Genomic DNA, 13,927 nt, shown 5'->3' with positions numbered 1-13,927 from the left:
CCAGGCGGCGGGGATGAGAAGAAGAGTTACGCGGAAAGGTGCGCGTCGCGACGGCGTTTAAACACCCAGCCTATGAGCAGCAACGCAATCCAGGCGAAACCGACATAAAGCGAAATGCGGGTGTCCGGATGATAACCAATCAGCGCGATGATAAACGCCAGGAAAATCAGGCCCACGATGGTGGTCGTCACACCGCCTGGCACCTTGAATTGCAGCGCTTTGACTTCATCCGCGCTCAGGCGACGGCGGAACGCCACCTGCGAGAGCAGGATCATTATCCAGACCCAGACGGTCGCGAAGGTCGCGAGCGACGCAATCACCAGGAAGACGTTTTCCGGCATGATGTAGTTAAGATAGACCGCAAGCAGCATTGCAAAACACATCACCACCACCGTCACCCACGGAATGCCGCGGCGTGAGGTTTTCGCGAACACTTTCGGCGCGCTACCCTGCTCTGCCATGCCGTGTAGCATACGGCCCACGCCGAACACGTCGCTGTTGATCGCCGATAAAGACGCCGTCAGCACAACGAAGTTCAGAATGCCCGCCGCGACGGTAATTCCCATGTGCTGGAAGGTCAGCACGAACGGGCTGCCGTTGGTGCCCACTTCATTCCACGGATAGATGGACATGATCACAAACAGCGTGCCGACATAAAACACCAGGATACGCAGCGGTACGGAGTTTATCGCACGCGGAATGGATTTAGCCGGGTCTTTGGCTTCACCGGCGGTGATGCCGATAATCTCAATGCCACCATAGGCGAACATCACCATCTGCAGCGCCATCACGGTGCCAATCCAGCCGTTAGCGAAGAAGCCGCCGTTGCTCCAGAGGTTATGGATGCCGGTCGGCTGGCCACCATTGCCGATGCCCCAGATAATGATGCCGATACCGGCGGCGATCATGATGATAATCGTGGCGACTTTAAAGAACGAGAACCAGAACTCCAGCTCGCCGAAGACTTTCACGCTCATCAGGTTGATGGCGCAGATAATGAGCACCACGCTTAGCACCCAGACCCAGTGCGGCACCGTCGGGAACCAGACGCCCATATAGATGCCGAAGGCAGTGACGTCGGCAATGGCGACAATCAGAATTTCAAAGCAGTAAGTCCAGCCGGTGATATAGCCTGCGAGCGGGCCGAGGTTGTCCTGCGCATAGCGAGAGAAAGAGCTCGCCGCCGGGTTGTGCACGGACATTTCGCCGAGCGCGCGCATAATGATATACGCCGCCACGCCGCCGATAATGTAGGCCAGCAGTACGCTCGGACCCGCCATTTTGATGGCGTCCGCCGAGCCGTAAAACAGGCCGGTGCCAATCGCTGAACCCAGCGCCATAAAGCGGATGTGCCTTGTACTTAATCCGCGCTTGAGCTTGTTCTCGTTTTCCATCTTTTCAGTACCACGTCATACAATAAAAAACCACGGAGCAAGGCCCCGTGGTTCAACAATCAACCGACGATCAGTGAGCGGTGGAAGTCACGCTCCGTCCGGCCGTACGATCCCAGACGGCCGCCGCCAGCGCAATCACAACGGTAGGCAGCAGCCATGCCAGCCCCTGATCCGCCATCGGCAGCTTCTGAGTCCAGGCCGGAAGGATACCGCTTATCGCTGAGGCTTTCACCCCATCAATCAAACCGAACAGCAGACTGACCGCCATCGCCGGGGCGATAACACGGCTCGCATTATGCCACCAGCCGCGCGTAAAGCTCAGAACAACGAGTGCGATACACGGCGGATAGATGGCCGTCAGCACCGGAATGGAGAACTGAATCAGCTGGCTCAGGCCCAGGTTGGACACCACCATTGAGAACAGGCCCAGGACGAACACCAGCGAACGGTAAGAGAGCGGCAAATACTGCGCGAAAAACTCAGCGCAGGCGCAGGTCAGGCCTACCGCCGTGACCATACACGCCAGGAAAATCAGCGCCGCCAGCAGGAAACTACCCGCACCGCCGAAAGTATGCTGAACGTAGGCGTGAAGAATGGCCGCGCCGTTTACGGATTGATCCACAAGCGTCGCGCTGTCAGAACCCAGACGGAACAGCGCCAGGTACAGCAGCGTCAGGCCAACGCCCGCCATCAGGCCTGCGAAAATGGTATAGCGGGTCAGCAGACGGGAGTCAGAAACGCCACGCGAGCGCGCCGCGTTGACGATAACAATCCCGAACACCATCGCGCCCAGCGTATCCATCGTCAGATAACCGTTAACGAACCCGTTGGAAAACGCTGCTTTCTGGTAGGCTTCGGTCGCAACGCTGATACCGCCCGCCGGCCATACGATAGCGGCGACGGAGAGCACCACCAGCGCGACGATTTTCAGCGGCGCCAGGAAATTGCCCACCGTATCCAGCAGTTTACCCGGATAGAGCGACACGAGAATGACCAGCGCGAAATACACCAGGCTATAAATGAGCAGCGGCAGCGCGCCGTCACCAGTAAGCGGCGCAATACCGACTTCGAATGACACGGTGGCGGTACGCGGTGTGGCAAACAGCGGGCCAACGGCCAGATAGCAGACGGTCGCCAGCAGAATACCTGCCACGCGGCCAATTGGGTGGCTCAGGCTATCTACGCCGCCGCCGACTTTCGCCAGCGCCACCACGGTAAGCACAGGCAGACCAACGGCGGTTATCAGAAAGCCGATCGCCGCCGTCCAGACATGTGGACCGGCCTGCAAACCAACCATGGGTGGGAAAATGATATTGCCCGCGCCAACGAATAACGCAAAGGTCATAAACCCCAGTGCGATAATGTCGCGCGATTTTAACTGATGGGTCATAAGATTTACTGCCTGTGGATGTGGTGTTGAAATTGAATAATTTTTTACCGCCAGTCACCTGACGAAAACACGGCCATTTCAGAGCCTGACAGCGGGATATGCTTCCCGATTACGCTGGCGAAGAATTGTTTTTCGGTTTACCGCGCAAAAACAGTCGGTCTGGCAATAGCAGGGGCGCAATTTAAACGCTTATAACGTTTAAAGGCAAGACGGGATCCTGAAACCAGACCTTTATGCCAGATCTAAGTTTAAAGGCAGTGATTAAATCTAATTTCTTAAAAAACCTCCGGCGATTCGCGCGAGCAAAAAAGCACCAATTGAGGAAAAAGCGCTGAATACCCTATTAAAAACAAATAAGGCCAGCTTATGGCTGGCCCTGGAAAGTTGACGTTACAGCTTAAACCACAGAAAGCGCTCTGGCGGTCGTGGGCGCGATTAACCGTTCCGGCAGAACAAACGAAAAGGTCGTGCCCCGGCCCGGTTCGCTTTCTATCTCCAGACGCGCATCGTGATGCGTCAGCGCATGCTTCACAATCGCCAGACCAAGCCCGCTGCCGCCGGTCTGTCGCGAACGCGCTTTATCCACCCGGTAGAAGCGCTCAGTCAGACGCGGAATATGCTCCGCGGCGATGCCCGGCCCGGTATCCGCCACGCTAAAACGCGCGCCGCCCGGCACATGTTCCCAGCGCACCGTGATGTGCGTACCCGCAGGCGTATGGTTCACGGCGTTATACACGAGGTTTGAAATCGCGCTGCGCAACTGCTCTTCATTGCCGAGCACTTTTAGCGCCGGATCGACGTCAAAGGTGAAAGTCTGTTTTTGCTGGCTCAGCGTCTGCGCTTCACGCTCCACCACCCGCAGCATCATCGGCACGTCGATGGTTTCATTAAGCTGCATCGCGGGCGCCGCCTCGATTTTCGAGAGCGTCAGTAACTGTTTTACCAGCCCTTCCATCCGGTAGGTTTGCTCGCGCATGGTATGCAGCGCTTTTTCACGCAGCGCCCCTTCGAGCGTCTGCTCATGCATCATCTCCAGATAGCCCTGTAACACCGTCAATGGCGTGCGCAATTCATGGCTGACGTTTGCGAAAAAGTTGCGCCGCGCCCCTTCGAGCTGGTGCATCTGCGTGATGTCACGCGCGACCATCAGCAATTGTTCTTCGCTGTAAGGCATGACGCGAAATTCCAGATGACGCCCATTATTAAGCACCAGGTGCAGAGGGCGGTTAAATTCCTGACCGCGCAAATAACGGGTGAATTCCGGGTAACGCAGGAGGTTTAAGATATTCTGACCGTTGTCATCAGGCCAGCGCAGGCCGAGCAACTGTTGCGCAAGGCCGTTACACCAGAAGATGGCGCCCTCTTCCGTGGTCAGCACCACGGCATCCGGCAGCGATTCCGCGCCGCTGCGAAAGCGTTTAATTAAATTACCAAGTTCCCGACGGCGCTTTTTATTGCGCAACTGCATCTGGTGAAGACCGTAGAGCAGTGGCTCCCAGCTTCCGCTACCTGGCGGCGGCGTCATACTGCGATCCACCCAAAGCCACCAGGAAAGCCGCAGCAGATTCCAGAAATGCCAGATAAGCAATCCGGTCACCGCCGCCAGTAAAAACCATGCCAGATAGCCGAATATCGCCCCGAGTACCAGCGCCGGAATACAACAAAGCAACAGCTCCAGCACCAGTCTTTTCCATGACAGCCTTTCCAGCACGCGTCACACTCCTGTTTTGGGTTTAAAAACGGGTTGAGAACCGATAACCCGTACCGCGCACCGTTTGAACCATTCTGTCATGACCACTCAGCTCCAGCGCCTTACGCAGGCGGCGGATATGCACATCCACGGTGCGATCTTCCACATACACATTGGTGCCCCAGACGTGATTGAGCAGCTGTTCACGGCTATACACGCGCTCCGGGTGCGTCATAAAGAAGTGTAACAGTTTGAATTCGGTGGGGCCCATATCGAGAGGATTTTCGCCGGTCATCACGCGGTGCGATGACGGGTCAAGGCTTAGGCCCTGCATTTCAATGACTTCATCTACAGCCATCGGCGAGATACGACGCATGACAGCTTTAATACGCGCCACCAGCTCTTTTGGGGAAAACGGTTTAGTAATGTAATCATCAGCGCCCGTTTCAAGGCCACGCACACGATCTTCTTCCTCACCCCGTGCGGTCAACATGACAACCGGGATTTCGCGGGTCAGCGCTTCGCGTTTGATATGTTTAATAAACTGGATCCCCGATCCGCCGGGCAGCATCCAGTCCAGCAAAATCAGATCGGGCCAGGGCTCATTGAGTTGATTCACCGCACTGTCATAATCTTCCGCTTCCACCGGCTGGAAGCCATTTTGTTCCAGCACAAAACACACCATCTCGCGGATAGGTGCTTCATCTTCAACGACCAGAATACGTCTCGCCATGATTAGCCCTGTTAAATAAAGTAAACAGAATGTAATGCGGCGCCATTATGCGTCAGATTTATGACAGATTTATGAAAAAGATGACCGTAAGATGACCTGTCAGCGTACGCAGAAAACGTGCGCGACGCGACGAAACAGGACACCCGCCGTACCGGATGTTTATAATCCCCTTCTCGCTTTTACGCCACAGGGCATCACATGCGTATTCTGCATACCTCAGACTGGCATCTTGGTCAAAATTTTTATGCCAAAAGCCGCGCCGCCGAGCATGAAGCTTTTCTCGACTGGCTCCTGGAAACGGCCATTGCGCATCAGGTCGACGCGATTATCGTTGCGGGCGACATCTTTGATACCGGCGCGCCGCCAAGCTACGCGCGCGAGCTCTATAATCGCTTTGTGGTGCGTCTTCAGGGCGCGGAATGCCCGCTGATTGTGCTGGGCGGCAACCACGATTCCGTCGCGACACTCAACGAATCTCGCGAGCTGCTCGCCTGCCTTAACACCCAGGTGATAGCCAGCGCGCAGCTTACGCCCGAAACCCAGGCCACCTTGTTATACCGCCGGGACGGCGAGCCGGGCGCGGTGCTTTGCCCTATTCCCTTTCTGCGCCCGCGCGACGTACTGCGAAGCCTGGGCGGTCAGTCGGGACGCGAAAAACAGCAGCAGTTGCTGGAGGCCATCAGCCAGCATTACCAGGCCTGCTATGACGCGGCCTGCGCGCTTCGCGGCGACCGCCGCCTGCCGATTATCGCGACCGGGCATCTTACCACGGTAGGCGTGACCAAAAGTGACGCGGTGCGCGACATCTATATAGGCACGCTCGACGCCTTCCCGGCGGACTGCTTTCCGCCCGCCGATTACATCGCGCTGGGACACATCCACCGAGCCCAGAAAGTCGCGGGCTGCGAGCATATCCGTTACAGCGGCTCGCCCATCGCGCTGAGTTTTGATGAAACCGGTAAAGAGAAAAGCGTCTACCTGGTAGACTTCGCTGACGGCAAACTGCGCGAGGTGACAACCTTACAGGTGCCGGTCAGCCAGCCGCTGGCGGTCTTAAAAGGCAGCCTTGCGTCCATCACCGCGCAGCTTGAACAGTGGCGTGACGCGCCCGATGCCCCCAAAGTCTGGCTCGATATCGAAATCGACACCGGCGAGTTCCTTCACGATATGCACCGCGAGATAAGCCAGCTCACCGAAAGCCTGCCGGTGGAAGTGGTACTGCTGCGCCGCAGCCGTGAAATGCGCGAGCGCGCGCTCGGCACGCTCAGCACAGAGACGCTCAGCGAGCTTGGTGTGGAAGAGGTATTTGAACGCCGGCTTGAGCTCGAAACGCTGGAGGAGCCTGAAAAAGCGCAGCTGCGCACGCTCTTCGCCCGCACGCTGGAGAGCCTGCACGAGGAGGACGAGGCATGAAAATCTTAACCTTGCGCCTGAAAAACCTGAACTCCCTCAAGGGCGAATGGAAAATCGACTTTACCGCCGAGCCGTTCGCCAGCAATGGCCTGTTTGCGATAACCGGCCCTACGGGTGCGGGCAAAACGACGCTCCTGGACGCTATCTGCCTTGCGCTCTACCACCGCACGCCGCGTCTGAACGCGCTGTCGCAAAGCCAGAACGATCTCATGACCCGCGACACCGCCGAATGCCTTGCGGAAGTGGAATTTGAAGTCAAAGGCGTCGCCTGGCGCGCCTTCTGGAGCCAGAGTCGCGCACGCGGCCAGCCGGACGGCAATTTACAGGCGCCGCGCGTGGAGCTGGCGCGCTGCGAAGATGGCAAAATCGTCGCCGATAAAATCAAAGACAAACTCGACAGAATTGCCGCGCTCACCGGGCTTGATTACGACCGCTTCACCCGTTCAATGATGCTCTCACAGGGCCAGTTCGCCGCCTTTCTGAACGCCGAAGCCAAAGCGCGCGCCGAGCTGCTGGAAGAACTGACCGGCACGGAAATCTACGGTCAGGTTTCCGCGCGGATTTTCGAGCAACATAAAGAGGCCCGCAGCGCGCTTGAGAAACTCGAATCCCAGGCGCAGGGCGTTACGCTACTGGATGAGACGCAGCGCGAAAGCCTCGCGACAGGTTTGCAGGCACTCACTGACGAAGAGAAAACCCTGCTGGCGCAGCAGCGTCAGTTACATCAGCAGCATTTGTGGCTGACCCAGCGCAGCGCACTGAGCGCCGCGCTTGAGACGGCGCGCCTGGGCGCGGCGGCGGCGGAACAGGCGTTAGAGGCTGCGGCCCCGCAGCTGGCACGGCTGGCGGCGGGGCTGCCTGCTGAAAAACTGCGCCCGGCCTGGCTGCACGTTCAGGAGCTGGAAACGTCGCTTGCCGCCACTCAACACCAGCATGAGGAAGTAAGCGTTCGCTTACAGGAAAGCGTCGCGCGCCGGAAGGCCATCCGTCAGGCGGCAGCGCAACAGGCGCAAGCCCAGCGTGAAGAGCTGGCGCAGACCGACCACTGGCTCGTGGAGCACGATCGCTTTCGCTACTGGAGCAGCGAACTTGCGGGCTGGCGCGCGGTGCTGGCCCAGCAAAAGCGCGATCGCGAGCAGCTTCACGCCCTCAACATGACGCTCGACGCCACCCGGCGCAAACGCGACGCGCTGCCGCAGGCCGAACTTGCGCTTTCGCCCGAGGATACCGCTCATGCGCTCGCCGTCCTTAACGAACAGCGCCCGCTGCGCCAGCAGCTTGCCACTCTGCACGCTGCCTTTTCGCCGCTGACGCGCCGTAAAGCGCGCCAGCAGGAGATGTCTGCCGGATTGCACGCACAGATCCAGCAGTTCGAACAGCAGCTTGCGCAAAAACGGCAGGATTACAAAACCAAACAGGAAGAGCTCGCGCGTGCGAAAACCGTGTGCGAGCTGGAGCAGCGCATCGCAAGCCTCGTCGAAGAGCGCGCGCGCCTGCAACCTGGCAGCCCCTGCCCGCTTTGCGGCGCAACGGAACATCCGGCGGTCGAGGCGTATCAGGCCCTGAAACCCGACGCCAGCCGCCTGCGTCTTGCGCAACTTGAGCAAGAGAAAGACCAGCTCGGCGCCGAGGGTGCTGCCCTGCGCGGGCAGCTCGAGGCGCTAATCAAACAGCGCCAGCAGCAGGAAAGCGAAGCGACAAGCCTGCTGGAAGAGGAGCAAGCACTCACCTCACAGTGGCAGACGCTGTGCGCCGCCGCCGGGCTCACCCAGGCCCCGGGCGAGGATATCACCCCGTGGCTTGAGGCGCAGACCCGCCGCGAACAACAGTTGCACCTGTTGCGCGAGCGCCAGATGCTCGATGCCGCGCTGGATAACGCGCAGCGCCAGTTCACCCAGCTCGATACGGCATACCAGGCCCAGCAGGAGACACTGCGCGACCAGCTGGCGACCTTCTCATTACCCGCACCGGATGACGATAACCCCGTGCCGTGGTTCGCCGCGCGCGAAGAAGAAGCCCGTCGCTGGCAGCAACATGAGCAGCAACAGCAACGCCTGCGCGACAGACTCGCCGCCTGCGAGAATTTACTGGCGCTGTTGCCGCAGGAGGGCGAGGCGCAGGCGGCGTCTCTCCCGGCCGATGAACTGGCGCACGCGGGTCAACAGATTCACACGCTCTGCCTGTCGCTTGAGGCGCAGTGGCAGACGCTCGGCGCGCAGCTTGCGCAGGAACGAGCGCGTTATGAGAGCGCGCAACGTGCGTTCGACGAGGCGCTGGCCGTCAGCCATTTTGCCGATAAAGCGGCGTTTCTGGCCGCGCTGCTGGACGACGCCACGCTGCGTCAGCTGGAGGCGCAAAAGCAGGCGCTGGAGCGCGAGCTTCATCAGCAACAGACGCTGCACGCCCAGGCACAGCAAGCGCTGGAGCGCCACCTGAGCGCTCGTCCGGACGCGCTTGACGACACAACATCCGCAGCCGGGAGTGAAGCAGCGCTTGCCGTTATCGCGACGCATCTGCGCGACAACACCACGCGCCAGGGCGAACTGCGCCAGCAACTTCGCCAGGATGAAGAAAACCGCGCGCGCCTGACATCGCTGCTGGCTCATATCGACGCGGCACGCCGCGAGGCCGATGAATGGGGTCAGCTCAATCATCTGGTCGGCTCCCAGAAAGGCGATAAATTCCGTAAGTTCGCCCAGGGGCTGACGCTGGATAATCTTGTGTGGCTTGCCAATAACCAGCTGACGCGCCTGCATGGCCGTTATCTGCTAAAACGCAAACTGAGCGAAGATCTGGAGCTGGAAGTGGTGGATACCTGGCAGGCGGACGCGGTTCGCGACACCCGCACGTTGTCAGGCGGCGAAAGTTTTCTGGTGAGCCTTGCGCTGGCGCTGGCGCTGTCGGATCTGGTGAGCCATAAAACCCGTATCGACTCGCTCTTCCTGGACGAGGGCTTTGGCACGCTGGACGCGCAGACGCTCGACACGGCGCTGGATGCGCTGGATGCGCTGAACGCGAGCGGTAAAACTATCGGCGTCATCAGCCATGTCGAGGCGATGAAAGAGCGTATTCCGGTGCAAATAAAGGTCAAGAAGATCAACGGGCTTGGCGTCAGCCGGCTCGCACGTGAGTATCAGGTCGAATAAAAAAAGGGGCGCGCAGCCCCTTTTCTTTTAGCGTATGGCGGGCCAGAGCCAGGCGGCGCCACGAACGCCGCTCGAATCGCCATGCACCGCTTTGCGCACCGGCGTTTCGCATTCGCCCCCGAATACCCAGTGTTTCATGAGCGGCGGTACGGTTTTATACAGCCGGTCAACGTTGCTCATGCCGCCGCCCAGCACAATCACGTCGGGGTCGAGAACATTGACGATATGCGCCAGCGATTTCGCAAGCCGCAGCTCGTAACGGCTCAGTGCCAGCTCCGCCAGCGCGTCTTGCTCATCCACCAGCCGGATGATTTCGCTGCCTTTCAGCGGCTGGCCGCTCAGGCGGTGATAGTCGGTCGCAAACCCGGTTCCGGAGATATAGGTTTCGATGCAGCCCTGTTTGCCGCAATAGCACGGGACTTCTTCACGATAGCGAAGTTCGTCGTCGTCCATCCAGGGCAGCGGGTTATGGCCCCACTCGCCCGCGTTGCCGTTAGCCCCGATATGGCTGCGCCCGCCAAGCGCAATGCCGGACCCACAACCAGTGCCAATTATCACAGCAAACACGGTCTGCGCACCCGCCGCCGCGCCATCAACGGCCTCGGAGACGGCGAAACAGTTAGCATCATTGGCCAGACGCACCTCACGCGCGAGCCGCGCGCTCAGGTCTTTATCCAGCGCCTGGCCATTAAGCCATGTGGAGTTGGCGTTTTTCACTACGCCCGTATAGGGCGAAAGCGTGCCCGGTATCCCGACGCCCACCGTACCGCGCTCGCCCGTTTCGCGCTCCGCCAGTTCCACGAGCCCGGCGATGGTCTCGACCGTTTGTGGATAATCGTTGCGGGGCGTGGGCACACGGTGGCGAAAGCGCTGCTCTCCGTCGTCGCTGAGCGCAATCACTTCGGTTTTGGTGCCGCCTAAATCGATCCCAATACGCACGTCTGCTTCCTCATATTCAATGACTTACCAGGAGAGTAGATAACCTGCCCGTGAAAGGCAATGAAACACCGCGGCTGATTCGTTATCATGCCCGCTGCGTTTAACTACCAGGCCGTGGAAATTAACATGCTGTGGTTCAAAAATTTAATGGTTTACCGTTTAAACCGCGACGCCCCGCTGCGTGCGGATGAAATGGAAAAACAGTTAGCTGCGTTTACCTTCACCCCGTGCGGCAGCCAGGATATGGCAAAAACCGGTTGGGTTGCGCCTATGGGCGGCGGCAGCGACGCGCTGACCCACGCCGTCAACGGCCAGATTGTGATTTGCGCGCGTAAAGAAGAGAAGATCCTGCCTGCGCCGGTTATCAAGCAGGCGCTGGAAGCGAAAATCGCCCGTCTTGAAGCCGATCAGGGCCGTAAGCTTAAGAAAACGGAAAAAGATTCGCTCAAAGACGAAGTGCTTCATTCACTCCTGCCGCGCGCATTCAGCCGCTTCAGCCAGACCATGATGTGGATTGATACCGCAAGCGGACTGATTGTGGTGGACTGCGCAAGCGCGAAAAAAGCAGAAGATACGCTGGCGCTACTGCGTAAAAGCCTCGGTTCGCTGCCGGTAGTGCCGCTGACATTTGAAAACCCGATAGAACTGACACTCACCGAGTGGGTGCGCGCCAATAACGTGCCGCAGGGTTTTCAGCTGCTCGACGAAGCCGAGCTTAAGGCGATTCTGGAAGATGGCGGCGTGATCCGCTGCAAGAAGCAGGAGCTGGTAAGCGACGAAATCGCGGTGCATATCGAAGCCGGTAAAGTGGTGACCAAACTGGCGCTCGACTGGCAGCAGCGTGTGCAGTTCATGCTGTGCGACGATGGCTCGATCAAGCGCCTGAAATTCTCAGATGAACTGCGCGACCAGAACGACGACATTGCGCGTGAAGATGTGGCGCAACGCTTTGACGCCGATTTTACGCTGATGACCGGCGAGCTTGCGGCGCTGATCCAAAACTTAGTGGAAGCGCTGGGCGGCGAAGCCCAGCGTTAATACGCCCGCGTCGCCCCGCCCGGGGCGGCGCGTTTACAGATAACGGCAGAGATAAGACGTTGGCTCCGCCACCTGCAGATGAAACTCGCTGTGCCCCGGCACGTGAAAGACCTGCCCCGCCTCGTACGTTTTCCATTCGGTTTCGCCCGGCAGTAACACATTCAGCGCGCCGCTGATGACGGTCATCTCTTCTGGCTGCGCGGTGCTGAACGTATATTCACCTTCCGCCATCACGCCGACGCTGGCGCGGCCCGTGCTGCTGCTGGTGAAACCGATAGACTTCACTTTACCGGAAAAGTATTCATTACTCTGAAGCATAAGCAGGCCCTTATTAAAAAAATGGTTGGAAAAACAATATAGAGGGCCAGCCTGAGAGCTGTCACGCAAATTGTGACAGCCGCTCAGATAAGCAGTTCGGACGCAAGACGCGCCACCAGGACATTACTGAGCAGTACCGGCACATCAAGCGCCTTTTGCAAAAGATCCCGGTGTTTTTGATGAAAACCGAGGCAGTCGAGCAGCAGCACATCCGCGCCACGTGATAACAGTTCGCGCCCCGCGCCGACCAACTCTTCCGCGGTGCCGAAAAACGGATTTGCCAGCGCGTAATGCGGCGCGCTTTCCAGCACCTGCCATTTTTGTACCTGCGCGTCCATCAGTTCAGGAATAGGCAGAATCACGCCCACCTGATGCCCGTCGACAATCGACGCCACCAGCGGCGGAATGATGCGATCTGGCTCAAGCAGGATCGCGTTGCGCGCACGCAACCCCCGAAAGCGCAACGTGCTCATCAACAAAATAACGTCAAAGCCCTGGTTATCGAGTACTTCGATAATGCTTTGCAGTGCCTGCTGTGTTTTGGCCTTTGAGACCACAGCGGTCTCGTTATCCTTAAGCAGCGTAATCAGCGTCTCTTCCTCGCCTGTCGGGCCGTAATCTTCCATCACTTCTTCGCGCGACAATTTGCCCATCAGACTGATATGGGTAATGTGCTGTTCATCAATATGTTCGGTTAACAGCGGCAGCACCTCGCTGACAGGCACCACGCCGATGGTGAGTATCGCCAGAGTCGCACTCATTATTTATCGCCTTTTTTTACTGCCTCTCAGAGTAATAACGACACCTTTCGCCTGTTTCTTGAGCACAAGTGAAGGAGGAATCAAAAAGCGTAGCAGCTTTGCGGCACTGCACGGTGAAAAAAACCGCAACAGCGCCCGCCGCTAAAAAATAATCATAACGTATCGTTAACATTAGCTTTGGATTAAAGGTGTGATGCAAAACGGCAGGCGCTGTTTTTCAGACTGGCGGTAAGCGCAGCGTGACGCTTGCCGCCGACTGCGGTCAGGATTTATCGGGGTCTTCGTAGCGGCGCTTGGCGTCCAGCGCTTCTTGCTCGGTGGGATGTTCGCTGATAAGCGAATCGGGATCCGGGTGATCGGCACGCAGCTGATAGCTGGTGACGGTCTTACCCGGCACGCCTTTTTCAACGGGCACCACGCGCGCCTCGCGCGGATAGGGAGGTCTGGTCGGCATAGCTCTTCCTTTATTAACGGGGACGAGCTGTAAGTATAGACAATCCCGCCACTTAGCTGGCGCGTGCCAGTTGTAGCGCGGCGATAATACGCGTAACGATGTTTGCCGGGGTGTCAGCGGCGTCAATGACATGGTGCGCACATTCACGATAGAGCGCGTCGCGCACGGCCAGCACTTCCGCTATCTCTTCTGTCATCGGCTTACCGGTAAGCGTTGGGCGCTGTCCTTCTTCCGGGAACGCCTCAAGGCGCTGCGCCAGGACATCCACGGGCACGTTGAGATAAATCACCACGCCGTGCTGGCGCATAAATTCACGGTTTTCTTCCCGCAACACCATGCCGCCACCTGTCGCCACTACCGTCGCCGGTGCGCTCACCGCATGAAGCGCCTGGCTTTCACGGGCACGAAAGCCCGCCCAGCCTTCCTGTTCCACCACCTGCGCGACCGTCATTTGCGTCTGCTCCAGCAGCCAACGGTCAGTATCGGCAAAGCCGTACGCCAGCGCGCGGGCCAGCGCCTCGCCGGTAGTGGTTTTTCCGCAACCGCGTGCGCCGACTAAATAAATGGGTTGATTCATGGATGGATTACCTCACCTTTCACATACCGCGAAAGGGTCAAAACGCAGGCCATAAGCTGTGAGTTTAACAATAA

The 13,927-nt window shown here is 58.4% G+C and carries 12 protein-coding genes; 3 read left to right on the top strand and 9 right to left on the bottom strand.

What is annotated here, in order from left to right; translation table 11 throughout:
* Positions 1 to 26: 26 nt before the first annotated feature.
* The 4 genes from proY to phoB all read right to left on the bottom strand — a co-directional run bounded on the left by proY (position 27) and on the right by phoB (position 5,207).
* Positions 27 to 1,394, bottom strand: coding sequence for a proline-specific permease ProY (gene proY / locus AFK62_RS04935; protein ID WP_032984860.1), 1,368 nt, complete (start codon positions 1,392 to 1,394; stop codon positions 27 to 29).
* Positions 1,395 to 1,464: 70 nt separating this feature from the next.
* A complete protein-coding gene (brnQ, locus tag AFK62_RS04930; RefSeq protein WP_007679971.1) occupies positions 1,465 to 2,784 on the bottom strand; it encodes a branched-chain amino acid transporter carrier protein BrnQ in 1,320 nt (439 codons plus the stop codon).
* 397 nt (positions 2,785 to 3,181) lie between these two features.
* Complete coding sequence (gene phoR, locus AFK62_RS04925) at positions 3,182 to 4,495, bottom strand: phosphate regulon sensor histidine kinase PhoR (protein WP_007679972.1); 1,314 nt, start codon at positions 4,493 to 4,495, stop codon at positions 3,182 to 3,184.
* Between the two features lie 22 nt (positions 4,496 to 4,517).
* Positions 4,518 to 5,207, bottom strand: a complete 690-nt coding sequence (phoB, locus tag AFK62_RS04920; protein WP_007679973.1) for a phosphate response regulator transcription factor PhoB — start codon at positions 5,205 to 5,207, stop codon at positions 4,518 to 4,520.
* Between the two features lie 198 nt (positions 5,208 to 5,405).
* Here phoB and sbcD point away from each other — a divergent pair, with 198 nt between their 5' ends.
* Together sbcD and sbcC are read left to right on the top strand one after the other, a co-directional pair.
* A complete protein-coding gene (gene sbcD / locus AFK62_RS04915; protein WP_007679974.1) occupies positions 5,406 to 6,620 on the top strand; it encodes an exonuclease subunit SbcD in 1,215 nt (404 codons plus the stop codon).
* Complete coding sequence (gene sbcC, locus AFK62_RS04910; RefSeq protein ID WP_007679975.1) at positions 6,617 to 9,766, top strand: exonuclease subunit SbcC; 3,150 nt, start codon at positions 6,617 to 6,619, stop codon at positions 9,764 to 9,766. Before sbcD ends, sbcC begins: the two co-directional genes overlap by 4 nt.
* A gap of 27 nt (positions 9,767 to 9,793) precedes the next feature.
* Here the strand turns inward: sbcC and mak are convergent, their stop codons facing one another.
* The gene (gene mak / locus AFK62_RS04905; RefSeq protein ID WP_007679976.1) at positions 9,794 to 10,705 is read right to left on the bottom strand and encodes a fructokinase; all 912 of its coding nucleotides are present in this window, start codon (positions 10,703 to 10,705) and stop codon (positions 9,794 to 9,796) included.
* Positions 10,706 to 10,831: 126 nt separating this feature from the next.
* On the opposite strand from mak, the gene rdgC reads away from it, so the two are divergent.
* Positions 10,832 to 11,743, top strand: a complete 912-nt coding sequence (rdgC, locus tag AFK62_RS04900) for a recombination-associated protein RdgC (RefSeq protein WP_032984869.1) — start codon at positions 10,832 to 10,834, stop codon at positions 11,741 to 11,743.
* 33 nt (positions 11,744 to 11,776) lie between these two features.
* Here rdgC and ppnP read toward each other — a convergent pair whose 3' ends face one another.
* The 4 genes from ppnP to aroL form a co-directional block, all read right to left on the bottom strand.
* A complete protein-coding gene (ppnP, locus tag AFK62_RS04895) occupies positions 11,777 to 12,061 on the bottom strand; it encodes a pyrimidine/purine nucleoside phosphorylase (protein ID WP_007679978.1) in 285 nt (94 codons plus the stop codon).
* 83 nt (positions 12,062 to 12,144) lie between these two features.
* A complete protein-coding gene (locus AFK62_RS04890; RefSeq protein ID WP_007679979.1) occupies positions 12,145 to 12,822 on the bottom strand; it encodes an AroM family protein in 678 nt (225 codons plus the stop codon).
* Between the two features lie 262 nt (positions 12,823 to 13,084).
* On the bottom strand, positions 13,085 to 13,276 hold the full coding sequence (gene yaiA, locus AFK62_RS04885) for a protein YaiA (protein WP_007679980.1): 192 nt from the start codon (positions 13,274 to 13,276) through the stop codon (positions 13,085 to 13,087).
* A 52-nt stretch (positions 13,277 to 13,328) separates the two neighbouring features.
* Positions 13,329 to 13,853 (bottom strand): shikimate kinase AroL, encoded by a 525-nt coding sequence (gene aroL / locus AFK62_RS04880; RefSeq protein WP_007679981.1) that lies wholly within the window; start codon positions 13,851 to 13,853, stop codon positions 13,329 to 13,331.
* Positions 13,854 to 13,927 lie beyond the last annotated feature (74 nt).

Source organism: Cronobacter condimenti 1330 (assembly GCF_001277255.1).
Classification (GTDB): Bacteria; Pseudomonadota; Gammaproteobacteria; order Enterobacterales; family Enterobacteriaceae; genus Cronobacter; species Cronobacter condimenti.
The sequence above is the reverse complement of the archived record's forward strand: the minus strand, read 5'-3'. Positions and strand labels throughout refer to the sequence as shown.

What these genes read in the sequence shown, in the direction of transcription:
- proY (WP_032984860.1), bottom strand. Translation starts at nt 1,394, where the DNA reads ATGGAAAACGAGAACAAGCTCAAGCGCGGATTAAGTACAAGGCACATC.
- brnQ (WP_007679971.1), bottom strand. Translation starts at nt 2,784, where the DNA reads ATGACCCATCAGTTAAAATCGCGCGACATTATCGCACTGGGGTTTATG.
- phoB (WP_007679973.1), bottom strand. Translation starts at nt 5,207, where the DNA reads ATGGCGAGACGTATTCTGGTCGTTGAAGATGAAGCACCTATCCGCGAG.
- sbcD (WP_007679974.1), top strand. Translation starts at nt 5,406, where the DNA reads ATGCGTATTCTGCATACCTCAGACTGGCATCTTGGTCAAAATTTTTAT.
- sbcC (WP_007679975.1), top strand. Translation starts at nt 6,617, where the DNA reads ATGAAAATCTTAACCTTGCGCCTGAAAAACCTGAACTCCCTCAAGGGC.
- rdgC (WP_032984869.1), top strand. Translation starts at nt 10,832, where the DNA reads ATGCTGTGGTTCAAAAATTTAATGGTTTACCGTTTAAACCGCGACGCC.
- ppnP (WP_007679978.1), bottom strand. Translation starts at nt 12,061, where the DNA reads ATGCTTCAGAGTAATGAATACTTTTCCGGTAAAGTGAAGTCTATCGGT.
- AFK62_RS04890 (WP_007679979.1), bottom strand. Translation starts at nt 12,822, where the DNA reads ATGAGTGCGACTCTGGCGATACTCACCATCGGCGTGGTGCCTGTCAGC.
- yaiA (WP_007679980.1), bottom strand. Translation starts at nt 13,276, where the DNA reads ATGCCGACCAGACCTCCCTATCCGCGCGAGGCGCGCGTGGTGCCCGTT.
- aroL (WP_007679981.1), bottom strand. Translation starts at nt 13,853, where the DNA reads ATGAATCAACCCATTTATTTAGTCGGCGCACGCGGTTGCGGAAAAACC.